The sequence below is a fragment of the Parviterribacter multiflagellatus genome, from assembly GCF_056863265.1.
Genome location: NZ_JBXPIZ010000012.1, coordinates 267,242 through 290,512 on the forward strand (window position 1 = coordinate 267,242; position 23,271 = coordinate 290,512).

The following is a 23,271-nucleotide window of genomic DNA, read 5'->3' on the forward strand; positions in this document are numbered from 1 at the left end:
TCTGTGAGAATGGGTCTCAGATGCCCGAGTTCATGGTCCGCGCGCTCATCGAGGTCGTGCTGCTCGCCGTCGCCGGCGGGCTGCTCGGCACGTGGATCGTGCTGCGCCGCCTCGCCTTCTTCACCCATGCCGCGGGCAGCGCGACGTTCCCCGGCCTCGTGGTCGCCACGCCGTGGGGCATCCCCGCGCAGCTCGCCGCGCTCGGCGCGGGCCTCCTCTACGCCGGTGGGCTGGAGCGGCTGGTGCGCAAGCGCCACGTCGCCCCCGACGCCGCGACCGCGCTCCTGCTGGTCCTCGCCCTCGCGGGCGGCACGATCCTCGCCAGCGATGCGTACCCCGCGGGCGTCGGCGTCGACCGGCTCCTGTTCGGCACCCTGCTCGGGCTCGACGACGGGGACCTCGCGCTCTCCGCCGCGGTCGCGCTCGTCGCCCTCGCCGCGACCGCCACGCTCGGCCGCACGTGGCTCGCCACCGGGTTCGACCCGCAGGCCGCGCCTGCGCTCGGCGTGCGCACCGGCCGGGGCGACGCGCTGCTGCTCACGCTGCTCGCGCTGACCGTCGTCGCGGCGCTCCCCGCGGTCGGCGCGCTCCTGGTGGGCACACTCCTGGTCGTGCCCGCCGCCACCGCCCGCCTGCTCACCGACGACCTGCGCCGCCTCCAGCTCCTCGCGGTCGGCCTCGCCGTCGCCGAGGGCGTCGGCGGCCTGCTGATCGCCTACTACAACGACCTGCCGCCCGGCCCCGCGATCGCCCTTCTCGGCGGCGGCGCGTACGCCCTCGCGGCGGTGGTGCGGCGATGAGCGCCGCCGAGCTGCTCCGCGTCAGCGACGTCCGCGCCGGCTACGTCCCGGGCGTCGACGTCCTGCGCGACCTGCGCTTCGCCGTCGACGCCGGCCAGTCCGTCGGCGTCCTCGCCCCGAACGGCGGCGGCAAGACGACGCTCTTCCGCACGCTGCTGCGCGAGCTGGAGCCGCGCGCCGGCACCGTCGCGATCCGCGAGCGCGTCGCCGTGGTGCCGCAGGGCGACCACGCGCGGCTCGACTTCCCGGTCAGCGCGCTCGACGTGACGCTGATGGGCGCGTACGCGCGCACGCCGTGGTGGAAGCGGATCGCCGGCGACGACCGCCGGCGCGCGCACGCGGCGCTCGAGCGCGTGGGGCTCGCCGACCGCGCCGGCGCCCGCTACGGCACGCTCTCCGGCGGCCAGCGGCGTCGCGTCCTGATCGCCCGCGCCCTCCTCCAGGACGCCCGTGTCCTCCTCCTCGACGAGCCGTTCGCCGGCGTCGACCGCGCGAGCGAGGACCGCATCCTCCAGGTCCTCGACGAGCTGGTCGGCGAGGGTCGCGCGCTGCTCATCGCCACGCACGACGTCGAGCAGGCCCGGCGGTGGGACCGCGTGCTGTGCCTCAACGGGCGCCAGGTCGCGTTCGGGCCGCCGGCGACGACGCTCACCGCGCCGATCCTGCGCGAGACGTACGGCGCGGAGCTCGTCGTGATCGGCGACGGCGAGGGCGAGGCGGAGACGATCTGCGCCCCGCACCACGACTGCGGCGAGCACGACCACGCATGACGATCTTCCAGCGCGCGCTCCTGGAGGCCGTCCTGATCGGCGCCGCGTGCGGGCCGCTCGGCCTGTGGATCCTCGCGTTCCGCCAGTCCTACGCGGCCGAGTCGCTCTCGCACGCGATGCTCCCCGGCCTCGCGCTCGCGGCCATCGCGGGCGCGCCGCTGCTGCTCGGCGCGGCGGGCGGCATCGTCGTCGCGGCGGTCGTCATCGCGCTCGCCGCGCGCGACCGGCGCATCGGCGCGGACCTCGCGGTCGCGGTCACCGTCACGACCGTCTTCGGCGCCGGCGTCCTGCTGGCGAGCACGCCCGAGGCGCCGCCGAAGCTCGCCGACCTGCTGTTCGGCGACCTGCTCGGCGTCACCGACGCGGACCTCATCGCGGCCGCGGTCCTCACGGCCGTCGTCGTCCTCGGCCTGGCCGCCGGCCACCGCGGGCTCGTCGCCGCCGTCCACGACCCCGCCGCCGCCCGCGCGCTCGGCACGAACCCCGCACGCGTGCAGGCGCTCCTGCTCGTCGCGCTCGCGGCCGCGATGGTCGTCGCGGTGCAGGGGCTGGGGAACCTGCTCGTCGTCGCGGTACTCGTGGCGCCGCCGGTCGTCGCGCAGCGGCTGGCCGGGCGGCTGGGCCCGCAGCTCGTCGTCGCCTCGCTCACCGGCGCGGCGGGCGGCGCGCTGGGCGTCGTGGTCTCCGACCGCCTCTCGCTCGCGGCGGGCGCCTCGGTCGCGCTCGTGCTGACGCTCGCGGCGCTGGCGGCGGTGGTGCTGCGCAGCGCGGGTGGGGAGCAGCGCCGTGCGCGCTCCCCCATCGAGGCGCTAAGCGGCGGCTGACGCGGTCGCGGCGCGCGGCTTGAACAGCCCGCCGCGCTGCTGGAACACGACGATCAGCACGACGCCGATCGCGACGAGCGCGACGCTCCACAGCTGCGCCGCGGTGAGCCCGAGCGCCGCGTCCTCGTTGCGGCGGATGAACTCGACGAGGAACCGCTCGATGCCCGCGCAGATGAGGTAGAGCGGGAAGAGGCCGCCCGGCTGCACGCGGTCGCGCAGGTGCCACAGCACGAGCCCCACCGTGCCCATCGTCATCGTCTCGTAGAGCGGGGCCGGGTGGACGTCCTGGTCGGTCGGCACGACGCCGTCCGGGAAGGCCATCGCCCACGGCCCGTCCCACGGCTCGCCGTAGTCGCCGTCGCCGGAGACCTGGCAGCCGATGCGCCCGATCGCGTACCCGATCGGCAGGCCGATGGCGGCGAGGTCGAGCAGGTGCGGCGACAGGAACCCGCGCCACTTCGCCCACACGCCCATCGCGAGTGTCCCGCCCAGCAGGCCGCCGTACCAGATGAGGCCGGAGCCGCTGAACAGGTCGCCGAGGCTCAGCCCGCCGCCGTTCTGGATCACCCAGTACAGCCGCGCGCCGACGTACCCGCCGGCCAGCCCGACGAACACCATCTCCCACGCCCAGTCGACGGGCTTGCCCAGCTCCCGCAGGCGCACCGACACGATCGCGCCCCAGGCGACGAAGTTCAGCGCGAAGAAGAGGCCGAACGTCTTGAGGTCCAGGCCGAAGAGGTCGATCGACTCGAGCACGCCGGCCAGGCTACTCGGGGGCGGGCTACAGGTAGCCCATGGGGTCCACGGGGTTGCCGTTGACGCGCACCTCGAAGTGGAGGTGCGGGCCCGTGGAGTTGCCCGTGTTGCCCGAGCGGCCGATGACCTGGCCCTGCGAGACGCTCTGGCCGACCGAGACGCCGATCGACGACTGGTGCGCGTAGCACGTGGAGAGCGAGCCGGTGTGCTGGATGCAGGTGTAGTTGCCGTAGCCACCGGTCCAGCCCGCGAGCGCGACGCGCCCGCCGTCCGCGGCGTGGAGCGCGGTGCCGACCGGGAGCGGCAGGTCGATGCCGGCGTGCAGGCGGCCCCAGCGCTGGCCGAACGGCGAGGAGATCGAGCCGTTGGCCGGCCAGTTCAGCTGACCCGAGCCCTTCGGGGGCGGCCCGCCGGACGTCACCGCGCCGCCGCCGGACGAGACCTGCGCGAGCCGCGCCTGGATCTTCGCCTGCTCGGCCTCGAGCGACTCGAGGTGGCCCTCCAGCTCCTTGCGGTCGACCTTCACCTTGGAGAGCGCGCGCTCCTTGCCCGCCTTGGTGTTCTGCATGCCGACGCGGGTGCCGATCAGCTCCTCCTTGACCGCCGCGACCTCGTTGCGCCGCGCGAGCACCTGCGCGGTGACCCGCTGCTGGCGCTGCTCGAGCCGGTCGAGCTTGGCCTCCGTCTCGGTCGCGTCCTTCTTGGCGTCCTTGACGACCTTGACGATCTTGCGGTCCGACTCCGCGATGCGCGCGATGAACTCGCCGCGCTCCAGCAGGTCGGCGAACCCGTCGGAGTTGAGCACGACGGTCAGGGCATCGGGCTTGTCGGCCTTGTACATCTCGACCAGCCGCTGCGAGAGCTTGCGGCGCGCGGTGACGAGCCGGGCGCGCAGGCGGGTCAGGCGGGCGCGCTCGGAGCGCAGCTCGGCCTGGGTCTTGACGAGCACCGCGCGCTTGGCGTCGAGGTCGGCCTGGAGCGAGGCCTGCCGCGACTGGAGCGTCCCGATCCGGCCCTCGAGGCGGCGGATCTTGCTCGTGTACTTCGCGATGTCGCGCGAGAGGACGCGCTCGGTGCCCTTCTTCTTGCCGATCTTGCCCTGCGTGGCCTCGATCTTGCGCTGGATCTCACCCGCGCTCTGACCGTTCGACGGCATGGGCAGGAGCGCCCAGAGGACGAACGGGAGAACAGCGCAGGCGAGGAGGACGCGAAGGCGCACAGCGGCGTCGCAGAGTACGACGCGAAGATCAATTCCCCTGCAAAAACAGGTGCAGCCGGACCCGTAGAATGGGAAGGACCATGGCCACCCGGTCCACCTCCGCGCTCAAGGCGCCCGCGGGTCTGCAGGCCCGCATGCTGCTGACCTTCTTCCTGCTCGGCCTCGTCTACGTCGTGCTCGTGGCCGTGCTGGTCGCCGCGAAGATCTACCCGCTGATCTTCGTCGTCGCGATCATGTTCGTCGTCCAGGTCCTGGCGTCGGACAAGATCGGGCTGCGCGCGATGGGCGCGCACGAGGTCTCGCCGCAGGAGGCGCCCGAGCTGCACGCGATGATCGAGCGGCTCTGCGTGCAGGCGGACATCCCCAAGCCGAAGGTCGGCATCGTCCAGACCGCGATGCCGAACGCGTTCGCGATGGGCCGCAACCAGAAGTCCGCGACGGTCTGCGTGACGACCGGGATCATGGAGATCCTCTCCCCCGCCGAGCTCGAGGGCGTCATCGCGCACGAGCTCGCGCACATCCGCCACCGCGACGTGGCGATCATGACCATCGCGTCGTTCTTCGCCGCGATCGCGTCGATGATCCTCCAGTTCGGCTTCCTCTTCGGAGGGTCGAGCGACGACGACGAGGGCCCGGGCTTCCTGGTCGTCCTGCTCGTGTCGCTCGCGGTCTACGTCGTCTCGTTCTTCCTCATGCAGGCGCTGTCGCGCTACCGCGAGTTCGCGGCCGACCGCGGCGCCGCCGAGATCACGCGCCGCCCGTCCGCGCTGGCGTCCGCGCTGATGAAGATCAGCGGCACGATGGACCGCATCCCGCAGCGCGACCTGCGCGAGCACGCGCACTCCGAGCTGGCCGCCTTCTACATCGCGCCGCCGACGAAGCAGTCGTTCTTCGCGCTCTTCGCGACGCACCCGCCGATGGAGAAGCGGATCGCCGAGCTGGCCAAGCTCGAGCGCCAGATGCAGGGCGTGGCGTAAGCTCGGGACGTGGGGTTCCTCGACTCGCTGCTCGGCCGCAGCCGCACCGCCAAGCCGGCGAAGAAGGACCGGCTGTTCGCGATCTCGACCGCGTACGTCACGCTCGAGTCCGCCTACGGGATCACGACCGCCGGCAAGGCGGGCATCGTCTTCCAGCCGCTGGCGACGAGCGACTTCAACGCGATCGTCAAGGACACCGAGGAGGTCCTGCGCGCGACCGGTGAGGAGACCGGGACGCTCGTGGAGACCACCGAGGACAAGTTCGGCTACCGCTGGGCGGTCCTGCAGGACCCGGACGTCGAGGACCTCGTGGTCGGCATCAACGCCGTCAAGGACGCGCTCGACACGAGCGGCTACGGCGACCGGGTGCTCGCCGCCGTGTTCGGCTTCAAGGACGAGCGCGGCAAGTCGGTCTACTTCATCTACAACGTCAAGCGCGGCAGCTGGTACCCGTTCGTGCCGGCGCCGGGCGACCAGGCGCGCGACAACGAGCGCGAGCTGCAGCTCAAGGCCCAGCTGGGCGGCGAGCTGCCGATCGAGCCCGAGCTGGAGCGCTGGTTCCCGCTGTGGGGCGTCCCGCTGTAACGCCTTCCACCGACCCCGAGGCGACCGCCTACCTCGAGGAGCTGGGCGAGCGGCTGGCCGAGAGCCTCGGCGAGCGGCTCATGTGCGCCGCGGTGATCGGCTCCTACGCGATGGGCTCGTACGAGCCCGGTCGCAGCGACCTCGACGTGATCGTGATCGTCGACAAGCCGCTGACCGTCAGCGACTGGGACGCGGTCGTCGACACGTGCTCGCACGAGGCGCTCCCCTGCCCGGCCAAGAAGCTCGAGCTCGTCGCGTACACGCGCCCGCAGGTCGCGTCGCCGCGGCGCGCGCAGCGGTGGGAGCTCAACCTCAACACCGGCAAGGGCGTCCGCCACGCGGGCTACGACCCGATGGCCGAGTCCTGGCACTGGTTCGTGCTCGACCTCGCGGTCGCCAAGCTCTACGCGGTGACGCTCGTCGGCGAGCCGCCGACGGACCTGATCGGCCCCATCGAGGACGAGCTCATCAAGGACGCGCACAGCGCGAACGTCCAGTGGCACGCCGTCCACCACCCGGACCACCGGCTGATGATCGCGTCGTCGCGCGCGGCGATCTGGCGCGAGAAGCGCGCGTGGGTGTCCAAGCGCGAGGCGTGGAAGTGGGCGGAGGAGCTGACGAACAAGCGCCTCGGCAACCCGCCGGCGCCTGCCCCGCCCGCCGCGCCGGCGGGCGAGCAGCCGCCCCAGAAGAAGAGCTGGGGCATCTCCACGAAGGTCCGCCCCAGGGGTTGAGGCGGCGCCGGCCGGGCCGGCGCCGCGCTCAGGAGGTCCTACGGGCCGACGTAGGTCACCGCGAAGTGGACCTGCGCGAGCGAGCTCTGGATGTCGAGCGGCGCGCCCGAGTTCTGGCCCGCGCTGACGTACACGTAGTCGCCCTCGTTCAGACGGGTCGTCGTCGACACGTTCTGGACCGTGCGGACGACCGGGTCACCGACGCCGCCGGCGCCGGTCTCGGCGGCCGGCACGATGCTGGTCGCGAGGATGCTGCCCTGCGGGCCGCTGACCGACAGCGCACGCGCGCCGGTCGAGTTGTCCTTCCAGCGAAGACCTGCGCTCAGCGAGTACGTGCCGGCCTTCGGGATGCGGATGCCGGCGTTCGCGGGGACCGACGGTCCGCCCGGGCCCGCCTCGTTGAAGAGGTCTCCGCCCACCTCATACGCGACCTGCGCCTCGGTCCAGGTGAGCTGCGTCGTGGCCGTGCCGTTCGGCGTGCTCGGGATCGTGGTGTTGCCCGTGCGATTCAGGCGAACGGCGATCGACTCGGTCGGGCCGGCCGGACCGGTCTCGCCCTTGTCGCCCTTGGGGCCCTGCGGGCCGGTGGCGCCGGTCGCGCCCGTGTCGCCCTTCGGCAGCTGGCCCGCCTTGAAGTCGGAGGCGGTGAGCGAGCCGTTCTTGACGTCCGCGGCGGTGACGGAGCTGTTCTTGATCTCGGACGAGCCGACGGCGCCGGCCTTGATCTGGTTCGCGCCGACGCTGTTCTTCGGCAGCTGCACGGCGGCGTAGGAGGTGCCGCCGAGCGCGATGAACAGGGCGGCCAGGCCGATGTGATGACGGCGCAGGTACTTCACGAGACGGGACACTGGGAGTGCGGGTCCTTCCGGCTTTAGGGGGTCCTAACGGCGCATCACCATAACCGACTCCTCCAGGGGTGTTAGGTTTTCCTAATGCGGGGCCTCTGACGCGGCTTGGACGCCGTTGCGCGCCCCTCTCGGACCTGAAGGAGAACCCAGCGACAGTGACCGTCGTATCGACCCCCGCCCGGGCCCGAGCCGCCGCGCTCGCCCTCATCCTCGCCATCGCCGCGGCGGCGCTCGCCGTCGTGCCGGCGGCCCACGCCGCGGCACCGAAGCGCATCGTCGCGCTCACCCCCTTCACCGCGAACACGCTCGCGCAGCTGGGCGTCAAGCCGATCGCGATCGGCCAGACGCTCGGCGGCAAGGACCGCATCGACGGCCGCCTGAAGGGCGTGCCGGTGATGACCCTCACGCACCCGAACGGGCCGAACCTCGAGCAGCTCGCGACCAAGAACCCGGACCTCGTCCTGTCGTCGCCGACCTGGAACCGCGGGCACAGCGCGATGAAGCGCCTGGGCATCAAGGTCGAGGTCTCCGAGCCCACGAGCGTCGACGCGGTCGCCCGCGAGACGATCCGGATCGGCAAGCTCGTCGGCAAGGAGTCGCAGGCCCGCGCGCTCGCCGCCAAGACGACGCGCGACATCGCCTCGGCGACCAAGGGCATCAGGAAGCGCCCGAAGGTGCTCGTCATCCTCGCGGTCGGCCGCTCGCCCTTCGCGATGCTCGCGAACTCGTGGGGCGGCGACGTCGTCCGGCGCGCCGGCGGCGACCTCCTGACGCAGGGCCTGACCGCCGGCGGCGGCTTCGCCCGCATCTCCAACGAGACGGTCGTCGAGCGCAACCCGGACATCATCATCGCGGTGCCGCACGGCAACCCGGGGGACCTCGCGAAGCTCGCGACGTACCTGAAGACCAACCCGGCGTGGTCGGACACGAACGCGGCCAAGAGGAACAAGATCTTCGTGTCGACCGGCAACTCGCTGCTGCAGCCGTGGACCGACGTCGGTCGCACGATCCGCGATGTCCGCAGCAAGTACCTCGACAACTAGCGCGCCGCCTGCCGCACCCGCGCCGAGCGCTCCGCCCAAGGTGCGCTCGCGCGGGCTCGCGCGGCAGGGGCTCGTGCTGGTCGTCGCGCTCGTCGCGCTCGTCGCCGGCGTCGTCCTCTCGATGACCCAGGGCGCCGTCCACGTCCCGTTCGCGGACGTCTGGGACGCGCTCACCGGCCAGTCCGAGGGCGGCCCGCTCGAGAAGATCATCATGGACCTGCGGCTGCCGCGGACGGTCGACGCGATCGTCGTCGGCGCCGCTCTCGGCGTCGCGGGCGCGCTCCTGCAGGGCGCGCTCGGCAACCCGCTCGCCTCCCCCGACGTCATCGGCGTCACCGCCGGCGCGGGCTTCGGCGCGGTGCTGATCCTGCTCGTCTTCCCCTCGTCGATCGCGCTCCTGCCGGTCGGCGCGCTGCTCTTCGGCTCGCTCGCCGCGGTGATCGTGTTCGGCATCGCCTGGACGGGCGCGAGCGCCGGCTCGATCGGCCGGCTGATCCTCGCGGGCATCGCGGTCCAGGCGATGTTCGGCGCGATGACGACCTCGGTCATGGTTGCCTTCAGCGACCGCGTGCAGTCCGCCGTCTTCTGGCTCGCGGGCGGCCTGACGTCCGAGGGTTGGGCGGAGATGGAGGTCGCCTGGCCGTACTTCCTCGTGGGCGCGATCATCGCCGCCGTCCTCATCCGGCCGCTCGACCGGCTCGCGCTGGGCGACGAGGTCGCGGAGTCGCTGGGCGCCCGCCCGCGGCTGATCCGCCTCGGCGCCGCGATGGCCGCCGCGCTGCTGGCGTCCGCCGCCGCCGCGCTCGCCGGCCTGCTCACCTTCCTGGGGCTGGTGGTCCCCCACGTCGTGCGCCTCGCGGGCGGCACGCACTCCCACCGCTTCGTCGTGCCGGTCTCCGCGATCGTCGGCGCCGCGCTCCTGCTGCTCGGCGACACGCTCGCGCGCGTCCTCTTCGCCCCGATCGAGCTGCCCGTCGGGCCGTTCATGGTGATCCTCGGCGTCCCGCTGTTCCTCTGGCTCCTGCGGAAGGCGGTCTGATGGCGCCGCTGCTCGAGGCCACCGGCGTTCAGGTCCAGATCGGGGAGGCGAAGATCCTCCACCACGCGGACCTGTCCGTCGCGCGCGGCGAGCTCGTCGCTGTCGTCGGCCCGAACGGCGCGGGCAAGTCCACGCTCGCGCGCGCGGTCGCGGGGATGCAGAAGCTCGCCGGCGGCGAGGTGCGGTGGGACGGCGAGGACCTGCGCAGGCTCCGCGGCCGGCGCCTGGCGCTGCTGCGGGCGTTCGTGCCGCAGCGCCCGCGCGTGCCCGAGGGCATCGACGTCCGGCAGGCGGTGGAGATCGGGCGGTCGCCGCACATCAAGCCGCTCGCCCGTCCGACCTCGAAGGACCGCGCCGCGATCGAGCGCTCACTGGAGCGCGCCGGCGCGCTGGAGCTGGCCGACCGCCAGCTGTCGACGCTGTCGGGCGGGGAGCTGCAGCGCGTCCAGTGCGCCGTCGCGCTCGCGCAGGAGGCCCCGGCGCTGATCGCCGACGAGCCGACCGCCCACCTCGACCTCGGCGCCTCCGCGACGCTCGCGCGGCTGCTGCGCTCGCTCGCCGACGAGGGCCTCGGCGTCGTGCTCGTCGTGCACGACCTCGCGATGGCCGCGGCGATCGCCGACCGCGTCGTCGTCGTCGCGCGCGGCCGCACCGTCGCCGACGGCGCCGCCGAGGACGTGCTCGACCGCCAGACGCTTCGCGACGTGTGGCAGGTCGACGCCGGCCTGGAGGCCGACCACCACGGCCACACCGCGCTTCGCGTCGACTGGCTCGGCGCCCCCACCCCGCTCGCAACGAAGGAGACGCTCCCGTGATGACCCGGAGGATCGCGGCCGGCGCCGCCACCGCCGCCGTGCTGCTCGGCGGCGCGACCGCGCCCGCAGCCCACGCCCAGTCGACCGACCGCGGCTCGACGACCGTCGTCCTCGGCAGCTCGGCGCTGGAGGCGCTCAAGCAGCAGGGCGTGACGGTGACCGCGGTGAAGCCGGCCAAGCTGTCGGCCGGGAAGCTGCGGCTGCCGGTCGCGCGCGGGATCCTCGGGGCGCGCAGCTCCTCGCTCGAGCACGACGGCGGCCTCACGTTCCGCCGCAAGGCCGGCGGCAAGACGCTGAAGGTCAGCTTCACCGAGCTGCGCGCGACGCTCGGCTCGCAGTCCACGATCAGCGCGACCTCCGCGGGCGCGCGCGTCTCGCTCTTCACCGTCGCCAAGCGCACCGCGACCGTCAACGCGACCGCCGGCACGGCCGACCTCGCGGCGACGAAGGTCACGCTGACGACCAAGGCCGCGACGCTGATCCGCAAGCGCCTCAAGCTCCGCAAGGCGCCCTCGCGCGCGCTCGGCACGGTCGCGGTCGAGGCGGCGCTGCGCGGCAAGCAGGCCGGCGGCACGACCGGCGGGGGAACGACGACCCCGACCACGGGCACCACCACCCCGCCCCCCGCGAACGCGCCGTGCGGTTCCGTCACGAACCGGCCGATCACGCGTCCCGAGCCCACGCTGCTCTCCCGTCCGGGCACCGCCCAGACCGTCACGGCGCGCGTGACGTGGCACGTCCGCGAGTCGTTCATCACCTACCTCGCCTCCGGCGGCGGGCCGAGCGACGGCACCGTGGTCTCCGACGGCGCCGCCGAGCTCGCGCTGACCAAGGGCGACAAGGGCGACAAGGCGCTGCTCGTGTACGAGTTCGAGTACCAGACCCCCGCGGATAGCTGGTTCGACGCCGCTTCGGGCACGGGCGTGTTCCGCGCCGGCGGCAAGCTGAACTTCAGCTACCCCTCGCACTGCATCAACTACGACGCGATGGCGCCGGAGATCGAGATCACTCCGAGCGGCTCGCGCGCGGTCTTCACCATGGCCGGCCGCGACGGCACGCCGATCGCGCAGCGCCGCTACACGCTGGCCACGCTCGACAACGTCCCCCCGGCCGTCAGCGGCAACACCGTGACGTACGCGAAGATGAACGCCAAGGTGGCCGAGGGCGCCGGCGACGAGGTCTTCGGCGGGTTCTACGCGAACGGCGACGACCTCGGCTGGGTGACGGTCACCTACACGTACTGAGGATGCGCACCCGGGGGCGACACCTGCGATGGCTGGCGGCGAGCGTCCTCGCCGCGGTCGGCCTGCTCGCCCCCGGCGTGGCGACCGCGGACGCGGCCAGCGTGATGGTCCTGCGGCCGAGCGGCAACACTGAGCCCGTGAACCTCGACTCCCTGCTCGCGAACCCCGACGTGCGCGACCGCGCCTACACGGTCCGCGGAGAGGACGGCTCGGCGACGACGCGGACCATCACGGGCGTGTCGCTCAAGGCGGTGCTCGACCACGCGAAGGCCGACATCGACCAGTACCGGCACGCGCAGGTGCAGACGCCGTCCCACACCGTGACGTTCAGCGAGAAGCAGGCCCGGCAGGCCGACTGGGAGGGCGGCGCGCCGCCCGTGTTCTACGTCGCGCCGGACGGGCAGCTGCACTTCCTGCGCCCCAGCGCGTCCGCGACGGACCTCAACGGCGCCGACGAGCTCGTCGACCCAGCCGGGATGACGATCGCGCTGCGCCTCACGCTCCAGCTCGCGATCGGCGTCAAGCCGTCGAAGATGCGCCCGAAGGTGGGTGAGCGCGTGACGTTCACCGCGACCGTGCGCAACGCCGGCGCGGGCGAGGAGATCGCGATCACCTGGCTCTTCCGCGACGACAACCGCACCGGCACGGGCGACGAGGTCCAGCACACGTTCCGCAAGAAGGGGACGTTCGCGGTCATGGCGACCGTCGACACCGGCAAGCGGAACGTCTCCGACGTGGTGCAGGTCGAGGTCGGCGCCGCCGAGGAGGAGCCGGAGGCCGAGGACGGGCAGGAGGACGAGACCGGCACGGTGACGTCCGGCTCGACCGGCGGGACCGCCGACGGCACGGGCTCCGGCACCGCCGGCACGGGGACCGGGGGCGGCGGCGACGCGGCGGCGACCACCGCCACACCCGCGCCGACCGCCGAGACGCCCGAGCCGAAGAGGCCCGAGCGCGAGCGCCGGCGGGACGAGAAGCCGAAGGAGCCGGCCAAGGCCGAGGACACGACGATCCCCGGCGAGGTGCGCGGCGAGCTGCTCGTCGCCGACACCACCCCGGTCGCCGCGCCCGCGCGCGAGAGCATCGTCCCCGAGGCCGAGGGCCCCGAGGGCGACAGCGCCGCGTTCGGCCTGCCGCCCGCCGCGTGGACGGGCATCGGGGTCGGCGTCGCGCTCGCCGCCGGGTTCGGGCTCGACCGCCGCCGGATGCGGAGGGCCGCCTGATGGACGTCGAGGAGCTGCTCTTCGAGATCACGGACGTGCTGCGGATCCCCGTGCTCGTCCTCGCGCTGCTCGCGCTCGTCGTCGTCGTGATCGAGCTCGGCGCGCTGGCCAACGAGGTCGCGCAGCGGCGCCAGCGCGGCCTGGCCCGGCTGGACCGGATGCTCGACAAGGCGCACGAGGCGCTCCAGGCGGGCGACCACGGCAAGGCGATCCACGCCCTGCGCGGCGCCGCCTACTCGCGCTGGATGACCGAGGTGCTGGAGGGCATCGTCCACGTGCACGGGCGCGCGGACGCGAGCGATCGCGTCAACAAGCGGCTGGCGGAGTTCGACCTGCGCTCGCTGCGCCGGCTCGAGCGCACGCGCGTGCTCGTCCGCATGGGCCCAGCGCTCGGCCTGATGGGCACGCTGATCCCGCTCTCCCCCGCGCTCGCCGGCCTGTCCGGTGGCGACATCGACCAGCTCACCGAGAACCTGCGCGTCGCGTTCGGCGTCACGGTCGTCGGCCTGCTCGTCGGCGCGCTCGCGTTCACCGCCTCGCTGATCCGCGACCGGCTCTACGCGCAGGACTACTCGGATCTCGAGTACGTCGCCGCGCGCCTGCTGCCGGAGGCCAAGACCTGATGGCGCGCGTCGGCGCCCGCGCGAAGATGCACGAGGACCGCGCGGGCGACCCGCTCGACGGCCTCGTCAACCTCTTCGACCTCGGCATCGTGCTCGCGGTCGCGTTCCTGCTCGCCGCGCTCTCCTCGATCGAGCTGACGCCGGACGCGCTGAAGGAGAACCGCGAGCAGCAGCAGCAACGCGAGCAGCAGGCGCAGCAGAGCGACCGCTCGGTCGTCGTCGGCAAGGACGAGCAGGCCCGCGAGCTGCAGCTCAAGCCCGGCGAGAAGGTCGTCGGCAGCGGCGAGCCGGTCGGCACGGTCTACCGGCTCGACGACGGCCGGACGATCCTCGTCCGGCCCGAGGACGAGCCGCCGAGCGGCGCCACGACGCCGCAGGGCACGGCGACCACGCCGGGCGGTTAGGCACCCCGAAGAAGTTTCGCGACAGGTGTCTTGATGATGGCGACAGGTGTCCCTACGATGTCGCCATGACCGTTGCGCCGCCCATGGACCACGACGCGCCCGCCGAGGTGTTCGCGGTGCCCCAGCCGCTCGTGGAGACCCCGCCCGCCCGCCGCCGCACGCCCGCCGAGGAGGCCCGCGCGCTCGTCCAGACGACGAAGCTCGCGACGCTCTCGACGCTGACGGAGGACGGCGACCCGTGGGGCTCGCTCGTCGCCTACGCGACCATCGAGGGCGGCCAGCCGGTGCTGATGGTCTCGACGCTCGCCGAGCACGGCCGCAACCTGCTCGCCGACGCCCGCGCGTCGCTCATGATCGCTGCCGACGACTACGTCGGCAGCGACCCGCTCAACAGCGGCCGCGTGACGCTCCTCGGCAAGTGCGTCAAGCCGGAGGGCGAGGAGGCCGAGCGGGCGCTGGCCGCCTTCCACGAGGCCGTCCCGATGTCGAAGTTCTACTCGGGCTTCGGCGACTTCTCCCTGTGGGTCCTGCGCGTCGAGCGCGTCCGCTGGGTCGGCGGCTACGGCCGCATGGATTCCGCCGACGCCGCGTCGTACGCCGCCGCCGAGGACGATCCCGTCGCGCCGTCGGCCGCCTACGCCGTCAAGCACCTCAACGAGGACCACGACGACGCGCTGCTCGAGATCGCGCAGAAGCTCGCCGGCTACACCGACGCGACCGCCGCCCGCTGCGACCGCGCCGACCGCTACGGCCTCGACCTCACCGTCACCACGCCGCGCGGCAAGGCCCCGACCCGCGTCGCGTTCGTCGAGCCGTGCACCGCGCCCGACGGCCTGCGCACCGCGTCCATCGAGCTGGTGAAGCTCGCCCGCGCCGCGGGCTGACCGTCTCTCTCGTGCGAGCCCTCGCCGCGGCTGCGCGGCGGGGGCTCGTGTCGTTCTAGGATCGGAACCTGTCCCGTGCCGTCCATAGATGCAGCAACCGTCGCCGAGCACCGCGCCAAGCAGCGCGAGGCGCTTCTGGACGCCGCCGAGGCGCTGCTCGTCGAGGGCGGCGCGGAAGCCCTGAGCTTCCGGGTGCTGGGAGAGCGCGCCGGGCTCGCGCGCAACTCGGTCTACCGCTACTTCGAGTCGCGCGACGACGTCATCGCCGCGGTCTGCGAGCGCGAGGTGCCCGAGTGGCTCGAGCGCCTGGAGGCCGCGATGGCGTCCGAGGACGACCTCGACGGGCGCATCGCGGCGTTCGTCAAGACGCAGCTACACCTCGTCGCGCAGGGCCACCACCGCCTCGCGAACATCCTCGGCGACGCGCCGCTCGGCCCGGCCGTCCGCGCGCGCATCAACGCGATCGCATACCGGCCCGCCAAGCTCCTCGTGCCGGAGCTCGCCGCGAACGGCGACGCGAACCCGGAGCTCAACGCGCAGCTCCTGCAGGGGCTGGTCAACGCCGGCGTCCGCCAGCTGCACCGCCACGCGGACGTGGCGGAGGTCGAGCGCGCGACGGTCGCGATGGCGCAGCGCGTCGCCCGGCCGGCCTGACGCACGCGCTTCGGGCGGTCGCGGCGGGCTGTTAGGTTGGCCTAAGCCGTGAAGCACTCCCGTCCCACCTCCCGCGCGGCCGTCGTCGCCTGCGCCGTCGCCGCGCTGTCCGCCGCGGCGCCCACCGCCGCGAGCGCCGCCGCCACCGGCAGCAGCAGCCTGACCCTCTCCACCGCCTCGGGCGCCGGCAAGGCGCTGAAGTCCGCGGGCGTGAAGGTCCAGGCCGTCAAGCCGGCCACGGTGCGGAGGAGCGCGCTGACGCTCCCGACCAGCGCGGTGACGCTCGGCGCGACGCCGACGGTCCGCCACGGCGGCGCGATCCGCTTCACGAAGGGCAAGCGGAAGATCACCTTCACCGGCCTGCGCACCACGCTCGGCACCGCGCCGGCGATCACCGGCGCCGCCGGCGGCAAGCGCGTCACGCTCTTCACGCTGCGCGGCGGCACGATCCCGCAGGTGGACACGACGACGGGCTCGGCGACGACGACCGGCACCTCGGTCGTGCTCACCTCCGCCGCGGCCACGCGCATCAAGAGCGCGCTCAAGCTCCGTCGGCTGAACGCCGGCGCGTTCGGCCGTGCGTCGGTCACGGGGACCGACACCGCCGCCGCGACCGCCCCGAAGCTCCCGGCACCCGCGCCGACCACGCCGCCCGCTCCGGCCCCGCAGCCGGGCACGCCGACGCCCACCCCCGACCCGCCCCCGCCGACCACGCCCGCGACCGGCCAGACGCGGTGGTTCTCGTCCGGCCTGCCGTCCTCGGGCTCGCACCGGTCGTTCATCGAGTACGTCACCGGTCCGATGTCGATCTGCGGGTTCGCGCCTCCCGGCGCCGTGACGCTGAGCGGCGGCATCGTCGCCGCCCCGCCGCCCGCCGACGGCAAGCTCGACTTCCTGGTCGACCAGATCGAAGCCACCGCGACGACGCTCACGCACCGCGGGCGCGTCCGCTACACGATGGGCTGCCACGGCCTGGACCAGTGGGTCGAGAACCTCGTGTTCGCCGATCTCGACCGGGCCACGGGCCGCGTGCTCGCCGACGGCTCGCACGGGGACCGCGACAACCCGTCCGCGCCGGACGTCGTGTACGCCGACCGGCACCTGCTGAACCTCGACCTCGCCGGCGCGACGGTGACCACCGAGCCCGACGGCGACCGGGTCTACACCGACGTCGACGCGACCGTCGCCGCCGGTGCGCAGGACGAGCTCGGGAAGGAGTACCCCGCGGGCACGCCGTGGGGCTCCTTCACGTTCACGCTGCCGAAGGTGCCCTAGCGGCCCACGCCGATGCCCTCCGCCCAGCCGAGCTGGCGCGAGGGGTAGTACGTGACGCCCGCGGCCTCCCACCGGTCGCGGTGCGTCGCCACGCGTGCGGCGAACGCGTCCCAGGCGCGCGCCGCCTGCGGCGTCCACGCGACCTCCGCGACGGCGGCCAGGCGCGGGAAGAGCATCTCCTCGATCTCGGCGCGCGTCGTGACGGTCTCGGTCCACAGGCAGGCCTCGACGCCGAGGACGTCGCCCTCGCCGACGCCGTCGACGTGCGTCGCGGGATCCCAGTCGTAGGCGTCGCGCGCGTCCACGAGGCCGGCCCACGTCAGGCCGAGGCGCGCGTCCTCGTCGGGCTTCATGTCGAGGTACGTGCGGTCGCCGGGCGCCATCACGATCGGCGCGCCCGCCGCGACCGCCGCGCGCAGCAGGTCGCCGCCGCGTGGCGAGATCGTGTCCCAGTACTCGACGACGGTGCCGTCCGCCAGCGACGCCTCCGCCAGCTCCTGCCACGCCATCGTCCGCTTGCCCACCCGCGCGACGACCTCCTGCGCGCGCCGCGCGAAGAGGCGGTAGTCGTCGGGGTGCGTGGAGCGCGCCTCGTCGCCGCCGAGGTGGATGAACGGGCCGGGCGTCAGCGCCGCCAGCTCGGTCAGGACGTCCTCGAGCAGCGCGTAGACCGCCTCGTTGCGCGCGTCGAACGACGAGTGCCCGACCTCGGTCCCGTGGTAGGGCGCCGGCGGCTTCGGCCCATCTGGCGGGCCGTCGCCCTCAGCGCTCAGCTCGGGGTACGCGCACAGCGCCGCGTGCACGTGCGACGGGCAGTCGATCTCGGGGATCACGGTGATGAACCGCTCCGCGGCGTACGCGACGATCTCGGCGTACTCGTCCTGCGTGAGGAACCCGCCGGGCGCGTCGCCGACCGCCCCGACCGCGCCCTTCGCGGTCAGCGCGGGGTGCGACTCGATCTCGATCCGCCACCCCTGGTCGTCGGTGAGGTGCAGGTGGAGCACGTTGAGCTTGTACGCGGCGCAGTGGTCGATGACGTGCTTGACGTCCTCGGGCCCGAAGAAGTGGCGCGCGAGGTCGAGCATGAAGCCGCGGTGCGCGAACCGGGGCCGGTCGACGATGCGCAGCGCGGGCGCCTCCTCCCCCAGCTGCGCCAGCGTCTGCCGCGCGTGGAACGCCGCCTCGTCCGAGCCCGCTCGCACGCGCACCGTCCCGTCGCCCACGACGATCTCGTGCACGTCGTGCGCGAGCGCCGGATCGATGGCGAACGACGCGTCCGCGACCGGCGCGCCGGGGCCGTCCCGCAGCTCGAGCTCGGCCGGCGCGGGGATGATCGCGACCGGGGCGCTCACGCCGGCACCGGGGTCGACGTGGCGGCCGGGGCGTCCGCGGGTGCCCGCAGCGCCGCGCCGGTGTCGGGGTCGAACCCGTGCAGCCGCGCGGGGTCGAACGCCAGCTCCACCGTGTCGCCCACCCGGGCGTCGCAGCGCGGGTCGACGACCGCCGTCCACACCGCGCGGTCCTCGTCGGCGAGCAGAACCGCGTCGTCGTCGGCGTCCATCGCCTCGCGCAGCTCGTCCGCGGACACCCGCGGGGCGTCGAGCCGGAAGACGAGGTTCTTCTCGGTCCCGAGGTCCTCGACGACGTCGATCCGCGCAGGGATCGTCGCGCCCGCCGCGTCGGCGTCCGGCCCGCACAGCTCGAGGTCGTGCGGCCGCAGCCCGAGCACGATCCTGCGCCCGTTCGCCGCCCGCAGCGCCGACGCCGCGGGCAGCTCGATCCGCCGCCCCGCGAACGCGAGCGTCCCGTCCTCCACCCGGGCGTCGACGAGGTTCATCGACGGCGAGCCGATGAACGCCGCGACGAACAGGTTCGCCGGGCGGTGGAACAGCTCGGTCGGCGACGCGCACTGCTGCAGCACCCCGCTCCGCATCACCGCGACCCGCTGGCCGAGGGTCATCGCCTCGACCTGGTCGTGCGTGACGTACACGGTCGTGATGCCGAGCCGCTCGTGCAGCTGCGACAGCTGCGAGCGCATCGAGACGCGCAGCTTGGCGTCGAGGTTCGACAGCGGCTCGTCCATGAGGAACGCCTGCGGCTGGCGCGCGATCGCGCGGCCCATCGCCACGCGCTGGCGCTGACCGCCCGACAGCTCGCCCGGGCGCCGGTCGAGCAGCTCGTCCAGGCCGAGCGTCCGCGCGACCTCCTCGACGCGCGCGGCGATCTCCGCCTTCCCCGCCCCGTGGAGCTTGAGCCCGAACCCGAGGTTGCCGCGCACGGTGAGGTGCGGGTACAGCGCGTACGTCTGGAACACCATCGCGATGTCGCGCTTGCGCGGATCGAGGTGCGTGACGTCGCGCTCGCCGATCCGGATCGCGCCGCCGGTCGTCTCCTCGATGCCCGCGATCATCCGCAGGAGCGTGGACTTGCCGCAGCCGGACGGCCCGACGAGGACCATGAACTCGCCGTCCGCGATGTCGAGGTCGACGTGGTCGACGGCGAGCGGCCCGTGCTTGTCGTAGCGCTTGGTGACGCCTTCGAGGTGGATGGGTGGCATCGGTCTGTCCTCTGTCTCAGGTGGTCCGGGTGACCTTCTGCAGGCCGAACGGGGCGTCGACGTCGTGGCCGAGCGTCTCGGCGGTCGCGACCGCCAGCAGCTGCGCGGGGAGCACGCACACGAGCGGCGACAGCCACTCGGGCGCGGCGACCGCGCGCAGCACGGGCTCGTCGCCGGCGGCGAGCGCGGGGGTGTCGGTGATGAGGCAGGCGCGGCCGCCCCGGGCCCGCACCTCCTCCAAGAGCTCGCGCGCGCCCGCCAGCGCCGGGCCGTGCACCGCGATCGCCAGCACCGGGAAGCCGTCCCGCACGACCGCGATCGGCCCGTGCAGGAAGTCGGCGGGCGAGTACGGCTCGGCCGCGATCCCGGTCAGCTCCTTGATCTTCAGCGCCGCCTCGAACGCGGTGGCGTAGTTCGCGCCGCGGCCGACGACCGCCAGCCGCTCCCACCCCGCGGCCTCGGCGGCGAGCACCGCCGCCGGGTCCGGCGCGAGCGCGAGCTGGTCGGCGAGGAGGGTCGGGAGCCCGGCCAGCTCGCGCCGCGCGGTGCCGTCCTGGGCGATGGCCGCGGCAAGGGCCGCCACGGCCGCGAGGGACGCGGTGTAGGTCTTGGTCGCCGCGACCGACGCCTCGACGCCGGCGCAGAGGTCGATCACGTGGTCGGCCGCCCCGGCCATCGGCGACGCGGGGTCGTTGGTGAGCGCGACCGTCACGCTCCCCTGCCGCCGCGCCGTGTCCACGACGCCGACGACGTCCGGCGACGCGCCCGACTGGGAGATGCCGAGCACGAGCGCGTCCCGGTACGACGGCGGCGCCGCGTAGAGCGTGTGGAGCGACGGCGTCGCGAGCGCGACCGGCAGGCCGCACATCCGCCCGAGCAGGTGCTGGGCGTACCGCGCGGCGTTGTCGGACGTCCCGCGCGCGGCGATCACGACGTACCGCGGCCGGCGCCGCAGCACCTCCGCCGCCACCGCCTCGACGGCCGCCCCCGACGTCTCGAGCAGCCGCTCGACGACCGCCGGCTGCTCGGCTATCTCCTCCTCAACCCGGAACACGATCGCCTCCGTCCACCAGGACGCGCTGGATCTCCAGCCGGTCGTCCAGCACCACCACGTCGGCCGCGCCACCCACCTCCAGCCGCCCCAGGTCGGGCCGCTGGCACACGCGCGCCGGCACCGCCGACGCCGCGCTCAGCGCATCGGCCAGCGACACGTCGAGCGCGTGCAGGTTGCGCACCGCCTCGATCATCGTCAGCGCGCTCCCGGCGAGCTGCCCCTCAGGCCCGCGCACGACCCCGTCGCCCGCGATCACCTCCCGGGCGCCCAGCGTGAACGTCCCGTCCCCCAGGCCGGCGGCGGGCGCCGCGTCGGTCACCAGCGCGAACCGCCCCGCGGCCGCCTGCCACGCGACCCGGACCATGTCCGCCGCCACGTGGTGCCCGTCCACGATCATCTGGACGACCACGTCCGGCCGCGCGAGCGCCGCCATCGCGATCGACGGGTCGCGGGGCGTCGACGGCCGCATCGCGTTCAGCAGGTGGACCACGGTCGTCACGCCGCGGTCGAACGCCAGGTGCGCCTCGGCCGCGGTCGCGTCGGTGTGGCCGGCGGCCACCGTGACCCCCCGCTCCACCAGCAGATCCACGAGCTGGAGCGCGCCCGGCAGCTCCGGCGCCAGGGTCACCTGCCGCACGTTCCCGGCGGCCAGCAGTTCCTCCAGCAGCGCCGGATCGGGCGCCCGGCGCCACTCCCCGTCGTGCACGCCCATCCGCGCCGGCGAGAGGAACGGCCCCTCGACGTGCGCACCGATCACCCGCGGGCCGATCCCGCCGGACGGCATCGCCCGCAGCGCGGTGAGCAGCGTCTCACGCGGCGCGGTGACGAACGTCGGCTGGAACGCGGTCGTCCCCGTCTCCAGCAGCGCCTCGCCCGCGCGGCGGTAGCCGTCCACGTCGGCGGTCATGAAGTCCACGCCCGCGAACCCGTTGACCTGCAGGTCCACGAACCCGGGCGCCGCGATGCCGCTCGCGCCCGCGCCGTTCGCCGCCAGGCCGATGCCCGTGATGACGCCGTCGTCCACCGACACGTCGCCGAGGACCAGGTCCCCGTCGACCAGCGCCGCCTCCACGCCGAGCCTCATCCCTTCACCGCCCCGGCGGTCGTGCCCCGCATCAGGTGCTTGCGCAGCACCAGGAAGACGAGCGCGACCGGCAGCGTGTAGAGCACGCTCGTCGCCATGATCGAGCCCCAGTCGGTGTCGCCGCGACCCACGAACGACTGGAGGACGACCGGCACGGTCTTCTTCTCCTCCTCGGTCATGAACGTCAGCGCGAGCATGAACTCCTTCCAGCCCTCCAGGAAGCAGAGGACCGCGGTCGTCGCCAGGCCGGGCGCCGCGAGCGGGAGCATCACCCGCCACATCGCCCCGAGCCGCGTCGCGCCGTCGATGCGCGCGGCGTGCTCGAGCTCCTCCGGGATCGTCATGAGGAACCCGCGCATGATCCAGATCGCCAACGGCACGGTGAACGCCAGGTACGACGCCACCAGCCCCCAGTACGTCCCGAGCAGGTCGGCCTCGCGCATGAGCACGAAGAGCGGGATCACGAGCACCACGAGCGGGAACATCTGCGTGATGAGGACGAGCATCATCAGCGCGCCGCGCAGCGGGATGTCGAACCGCGTGAGCGCGTAGGCGGCCAGCGCGGCGACGACCACGCAGATCACGGTCGTGACTCCCGCGACGATCAGCGAGTTCGTCAGCGCGCGGCCCACGTGGCCCTCCCCCAGCACGTCGGGGTAGCGCTGCCACTGCGGGTCGTTCGGCCACAGGTCCGGCGTCTTGGTGTAGATCTCCGACCGCGGCTTGAGCGACGTGATCAGCACCCAGTAGACGGGGAAGAGCGCGAACGCGGACACGGCGAGCGCCGCGAGGTACATCCAACCGCGCTTCATCCACCAGCGGGCGTCGGCGAGCCGGCTCACGTGCGCCCCTCCCGGCCGATCAGCCGCACGTACACGAGCGAGAAGCCGAGCAGGACGAGGAACAGGATCACCGCGACGGCGGAGCCCAGCCCGTAGTGGCCGAGCGCGAACGCCTCGCGGTACGCGGCGACGGCGGCGGTGTCGGCGGCCCGGTCGGGCACGCCCGCGGCCATCGCGTAGACCTGGTCGAAGATCTTGAAGTCCCAGATGGTCGAGAAGACGACGAGCACCGCGACGATCGGCCGCAGCAACGGCAGCGTCACGAGGCGGAAGCGCTGCCAGGCCGACGCGCCGTCCACGGCGGCGGCGTCGAGCGTGTCCTTGGGCAGCGTCTGCAGGCCGGCGAGCAGGCTCAGCGCGACGAAGGGGAACGACTGCCAGACGACGGTGACGAAGATCGCGACGTACGCGCTCTCGCGGTCGGCGAACCACGCGTAGTCCTGGAAGCTCGTGAAGCCGAGGTTCACCAGCGCCCAGTTGACGAAGCCGTAGCGGTCGTCGAACAGCCACTTCCAGATGGCGGACGCGGCGAGCGCGGGCACCGCCCAGGGCAGGAGCACGAACAGCGCGAAGGCGCCCCGGCCGCGGAGCTTCTGGTTGAGCAGGAGCGCGACCGCGAAGCCGAGCACCATCGTGCCGATCACGCACAGCGTCCCGAAGACCACCGTGTTGATGAGCGAGGTGCGCAGCTGGACGTCGGTGACGGCCTCCTTGAAGTTGTCCAGGCCGACCCACTCGCCGCTGCCGTCGCGCAGGTCGCCCAGCCGCGTCTCGGTGAACGACAGCCAGATCGTCTTCCCGAGCGGGTAGCCGACCAGGCCGATGATGATCACCATCGCGGGCAGGAGGAGGAGCACCGGCAGCGTGAGCCGCGCGACCGCGCGCTGGACCCGCTGCAGGCCCCCCGACCGTGGGGGGGGGGGAGGGAGGCCCCCAGCCACAGAGGGGGGGGGGGCGGAGGTTGCCCCCTCAACCCCCCCTCCCCCTTTGTCGCCAGAAAATTGGTCCCCCCCCCCA

At 73.6% G+C, this 23,271-nt stretch carries 25 protein-coding genes; 16 read left to right on the top strand and 9 right to left on the bottom strand.

The genetic code is table 11. The features are described 5' to 3' along the window. Window positions 1-20 precede the first annotated feature (20 nt). From AC1UE5_RS24985 to AC1UE5_RS24995, 3 genes are read left to right on the top strand one after another with little or no spacing between them, the layout of a single operon-like run. Window positions 21-800, top strand: a complete 780-nt coding sequence (locus AC1UE5_RS24985) for a metal ABC transporter permease (protein WP_482928650.1) — start codon at window positions 21-23, stop codon at window positions 798-800. Next, window positions 797-1,570, top strand: a complete 774-nt coding sequence (locus AC1UE5_RS24990) for a metal ABC transporter ATP-binding protein (RefSeq protein WP_482928651.1) — start codon at window positions 797-799, stop codon at window positions 1,568-1,570. The genes AC1UE5_RS24985 and AC1UE5_RS24990 overlap by 4 nt, the downstream gene beginning before the upstream one ends. Then, a complete protein-coding gene (locus AC1UE5_RS24995; RefSeq protein ID WP_482928652.1) occupies window positions 1,567-2,394 on the top strand; it encodes a metal ABC transporter permease in 828 nt (275 codons plus the stop codon). Before AC1UE5_RS24990 ends, AC1UE5_RS24995 begins: the two co-directional genes overlap by 4 nt. Here AC1UE5_RS24995 and AC1UE5_RS25000 read toward each other — a convergent pair. Both AC1UE5_RS25000 and AC1UE5_RS25005 read right to left on the bottom strand, forming a co-directional pair. After that, window positions 2,380-3,150, bottom strand: coding sequence for a prolipoprotein diacylglyceryl transferase (locus AC1UE5_RS25000; RefSeq protein ID WP_482928653.1), 771 nt, complete (start codon window positions 3,148-3,150; stop codon window positions 2,380-2,382). The genes AC1UE5_RS24995 and AC1UE5_RS25000 overlap by 15 nt on opposite strands. Before the next feature lie 25 nt (window positions 3,151-3,175). Further along, entirely contained in the window at window positions 3,176-4,306 is a 1,131-nt protein-coding gene (locus AC1UE5_RS25005) for a murein hydrolase activator EnvC family protein (protein WP_482928654.1), read from the bottom strand. A gap of 143 nt (window positions 4,307-4,449) precedes the next feature. Here AC1UE5_RS25005 and htpX point away from each other — a divergent pair, with 143 nt between their 5' ends. Genes htpX through AC1UE5_RS25020 form a run of 3 tightly spaced genes read left to right on the top strand, consistent with a single transcriptional unit; the run spans window position 4,450 to window position 6,665 of the window. Then, window positions 4,450-5,346 (top strand): zinc metalloprotease HtpX, encoded by an 897-nt coding sequence (gene htpX / locus AC1UE5_RS25010; RefSeq protein ID WP_482928655.1) that lies wholly within the window; start codon window positions 4,450-4,452, stop codon window positions 5,344-5,346. A gap of 9 nt (window positions 5,347-5,355) precedes the next feature. Then, a complete protein-coding gene (gene pspAB, locus AC1UE5_RS25015) occupies window positions 5,356-5,931 on the top strand; it encodes a PspA-associated protein PspAB (protein WP_482928656.1) in 576 nt (191 codons plus the stop codon). Beyond that, window positions 5,913-6,665 carry a nucleotidyltransferase domain-containing protein gene (locus AC1UE5_RS25020; RefSeq protein ID WP_482928657.1) on the top strand — a complete coding sequence of 251 codons (753 nt, stop codon included), beginning with the start codon at window positions 5,913-5,915 and terminating at the stop codon, window positions 6,663-6,665. Before pspAB ends, AC1UE5_RS25020 begins: the two co-directional genes overlap by 19 nt. Before the next feature lie 38 nt (window positions 6,666-6,703). Here the strand turns inward: AC1UE5_RS25020 and AC1UE5_RS25025 are convergent, their stop codons facing one another. Then, on the bottom strand, window positions 6,704-7,513 hold the full coding sequence (locus tag AC1UE5_RS25025) for a collagen-like triple helix repeat-containing protein (RefSeq protein ID WP_482928658.1): 810 nt from the start codon (window positions 7,511-7,513) through the stop codon (window positions 6,704-6,706). Window positions 7,514-7,668: 155 nt separating this feature from the next. Here AC1UE5_RS25025 and AC1UE5_RS25030 point away from each other — a divergent pair, with 155 nt between their 5' ends. From AC1UE5_RS25030 to AC1UE5_RS25075, 10 genes are all read left to right on the top strand, one after another. Then, complete coding sequence (locus AC1UE5_RS25030) at window positions 7,669-8,556, top strand: ABC transporter substrate-binding protein (protein ID WP_482928659.1); 888 nt, start codon at window positions 7,669-7,671, stop codon at window positions 8,554-8,556. Continuing rightward, window positions 8,528-9,595 carry a FecCD family ABC transporter permease gene (locus tag AC1UE5_RS25035; RefSeq protein ID WP_482928660.1) on the top strand — a complete coding sequence of 356 codons (1,068 nt, stop codon included), beginning with the start codon at window positions 8,528-8,530 and terminating at the stop codon, window positions 9,593-9,595. Before AC1UE5_RS25030 ends, AC1UE5_RS25035 begins: the two co-directional genes overlap by 29 nt. Next, window positions 9,595-10,410: an ABC transporter ATP-binding protein gene (locus tag AC1UE5_RS25040; RefSeq protein WP_482928661.1), complete on the top strand. Its 816-nt coding sequence runs from the start codon at window positions 9,595-9,597 to the stop codon at window positions 10,408-10,410. The genes AC1UE5_RS25035 and AC1UE5_RS25040 overlap by 1 nt, the downstream gene beginning before the upstream one ends. Further along, window positions 10,410-11,654 carry an HtaA domain-containing protein gene (locus tag AC1UE5_RS25045; protein WP_482928662.1) on the top strand — a complete coding sequence of 415 codons (1,245 nt, stop codon included), beginning with the start codon at window positions 10,410-10,412 and terminating at the stop codon, window positions 11,652-11,654. Before AC1UE5_RS25040 ends, AC1UE5_RS25045 begins: the two co-directional genes overlap by 1 nt. Window positions 11,655-11,656: 2 nt before the next feature. Then, entirely contained in the window at window positions 11,657-12,877 is a 1,221-nt protein-coding gene (locus tag AC1UE5_RS25050) for a PKD domain-containing protein (RefSeq protein ID WP_482928663.1), read from the top strand. After that, entirely contained in the window at window positions 12,877-13,500 is a 624-nt protein-coding gene (locus AC1UE5_RS25055; protein ID WP_482928664.1) for a MotA/TolQ/ExbB proton channel family protein, read from the top strand. Before AC1UE5_RS25050 ends, AC1UE5_RS25055 begins: the two co-directional genes overlap by 1 nt. Further along, window positions 13,500-13,904 (top strand): DUF2149 domain-containing protein, encoded by a 405-nt coding sequence (locus AC1UE5_RS25060; RefSeq protein ID WP_482928665.1) that lies wholly within the window; start codon window positions 13,500-13,502, stop codon window positions 13,902-13,904. Before AC1UE5_RS25055 ends, AC1UE5_RS25060 begins: the two co-directional genes overlap by 1 nt. A gap of 65 nt (window positions 13,905-13,969) precedes the next feature. After that, complete coding sequence (locus AC1UE5_RS25065; RefSeq protein WP_482928666.1) at window positions 13,970-14,788, top strand: HugZ family pyridoxamine 5'-phosphate oxidase; 819 nt, start codon at window positions 13,970-13,972, stop codon at window positions 14,786-14,788. A 75-nt stretch (window positions 14,789-14,863) separates the two neighbouring features. Continuing rightward, the gene (locus tag AC1UE5_RS25070; RefSeq protein WP_482928667.1) at window positions 14,864-15,442 is read left to right on the top strand and encodes a TetR/AcrR family transcriptional regulator; all 579 of its coding nucleotides are present in this window, start codon (window positions 14,864-14,866) and stop codon (window positions 15,440-15,442) included. A 48-nt stretch (window positions 15,443-15,490) separates the two neighbouring features. Further along, window positions 15,491-16,717: an HtaA domain-containing protein gene (locus AC1UE5_RS25075; protein WP_482928668.1), complete on the top strand. Its 1,227-nt coding sequence runs from the start codon at window positions 15,491-15,493 to the stop codon at window positions 16,715-16,717. On the opposite strand, the gene AC1UE5_RS25080 is transcribed toward AC1UE5_RS25075, so the two are convergent. Genes AC1UE5_RS25080 through AC1UE5_RS25105 form a run of 6 tightly spaced genes read right to left on the bottom strand, consistent with a single transcriptional unit; the run spans window position 16,714 to window position 23,111 of the window. Beyond that, window positions 16,714-18,069, bottom strand: coding sequence for a beta-N-acetylhexosaminidase (locus AC1UE5_RS25080; RefSeq protein WP_482928669.1), 1,356 nt, complete (start codon window positions 18,067-18,069; stop codon window positions 16,714-16,716). The two genes, AC1UE5_RS25075 and AC1UE5_RS25080, sit on opposite strands and share 4 nt — an antisense overlap. Further along, window positions 18,066-19,274 (bottom strand): ABC transporter ATP-binding protein, encoded by a 1,209-nt coding sequence (locus AC1UE5_RS25085; protein WP_482928670.1) that lies wholly within the window; start codon window positions 19,272-19,274, stop codon window positions 18,066-18,068. Before AC1UE5_RS25085 ends, AC1UE5_RS25080 begins: the two co-directional genes overlap by 4 nt. A 16-nt stretch (window positions 19,275-19,290) precedes the next feature. Then, window positions 19,291-20,328, bottom strand: a complete 1,038-nt coding sequence (locus AC1UE5_RS25090; RefSeq protein WP_482928671.1) for an SIS domain-containing protein — start codon at window positions 20,326-20,328, stop codon at window positions 19,291-19,293. Beyond that, window positions 20,315-21,412 (bottom strand): N-acetylglucosamine-6-phosphate deacetylase, encoded by a 1,098-nt coding sequence (gene nagA / locus AC1UE5_RS25095; protein ID WP_482928672.1) that lies wholly within the window; start codon window positions 21,410-21,412, stop codon window positions 20,315-20,317. Before nagA ends, AC1UE5_RS25090 begins: the two co-directional genes overlap by 14 nt. Then, the gene (locus tag AC1UE5_RS25100; protein ID WP_482928673.1) at window positions 21,409-22,254 is read right to left on the bottom strand and encodes a carbohydrate ABC transporter permease; all 846 of its coding nucleotides are present in this window, start codon (window positions 22,252-22,254) and stop codon (window positions 21,409-21,411) included. Before AC1UE5_RS25100 ends, nagA begins: the two co-directional genes overlap by 4 nt. Beyond that, window positions 22,251-23,111 (bottom strand): carbohydrate ABC transporter permease, encoded by an 861-nt coding sequence (locus AC1UE5_RS25105; RefSeq protein WP_482928674.1) that lies wholly within the window; start codon window positions 23,109-23,111, stop codon window positions 22,251-22,253. Before AC1UE5_RS25105 ends, AC1UE5_RS25100 begins: the two co-directional genes overlap by 4 nt. Between the last annotated feature and the right edge of the window lie 160 nt (window positions 23,112-23,271).

Coding starts and splice junctions, on each gene's coding strand:
- AC1UE5_RS24985 (WP_482928650.1), top strand. CDS start 21: ATGCCCGAGTTCATGGTCCGCGCGCTCATCGAGGTCGTGCTGCTCGCC.
- AC1UE5_RS24990 (WP_482928651.1), top strand. CDS start 797: ATGAGCGCCGCCGAGCTGCTCCGCGTCAGCGACGTCCGCGCCGGCTAC.
- AC1UE5_RS24995 (WP_482928652.1), top strand. CDS start 1,567: ATGACGATCTTCCAGCGCGCGCTCCTGGAGGCCGTCCTGATCGGCGCC.
- AC1UE5_RS25005 (WP_482928654.1), bottom strand. CDS start 4,306: ATGCCGTCGAACGGTCAGAGCGCGGGTGAGATCCAGCGCAAGATCGAG.
- htpX (WP_482928655.1), top strand. CDS start 4,450: ATGGCCACCCGGTCCACCTCCGCGCTCAAGGCGCCCGCGGGTCTGCAG.
- AC1UE5_RS25035 (WP_482928660.1), top strand. CDS start 8,528: ATGTCCGCAGCAAGTACCTCGACAACTAGCGCGCCGCCTGCCGCACCC.
- AC1UE5_RS25040 (WP_482928661.1), top strand. CDS start 9,595: ATGGCGCCGCTGCTCGAGGCCACCGGCGTTCAGGTCCAGATCGGGGAG.
- AC1UE5_RS25045 (WP_482928662.1), top strand. CDS start 10,410: ATGACCCGGAGGATCGCGGCCGGCGCCGCCACCGCCGCCGTGCTGCTC.
- AC1UE5_RS25050 (WP_482928663.1), top strand. CDS start 11,657: ATGCGCACCCGGGGGCGACACCTGCGATGGCTGGCGGCGAGCGTCCTC.
- AC1UE5_RS25055 (WP_482928664.1), top strand. CDS start 12,877: ATGGACGTCGAGGAGCTGCTCTTCGAGATCACGGACGTGCTGCGGATC.
- AC1UE5_RS25060 (WP_482928665.1), top strand. CDS start 13,500: ATGGCGCGCGTCGGCGCCCGCGCGAAGATGCACGAGGACCGCGCGGGC.
- AC1UE5_RS25065 (WP_482928666.1), top strand. CDS start 13,970: ATGACCGTTGCGCCGCCCATGGACCACGACGCGCCCGCCGAGGTGTTC.
- AC1UE5_RS25085 (WP_482928670.1), bottom strand. CDS start 19,274: ATGCCACCCATCCACCTCGAAGGCGTCACCAAGCGCTACGACAAGCAC.
- nagA (WP_482928672.1), bottom strand. CDS start 21,412: ATGAGGCTCGGCGTGGAGGCGGCGCTGGTCGACGGGGACCTGGTCCTC.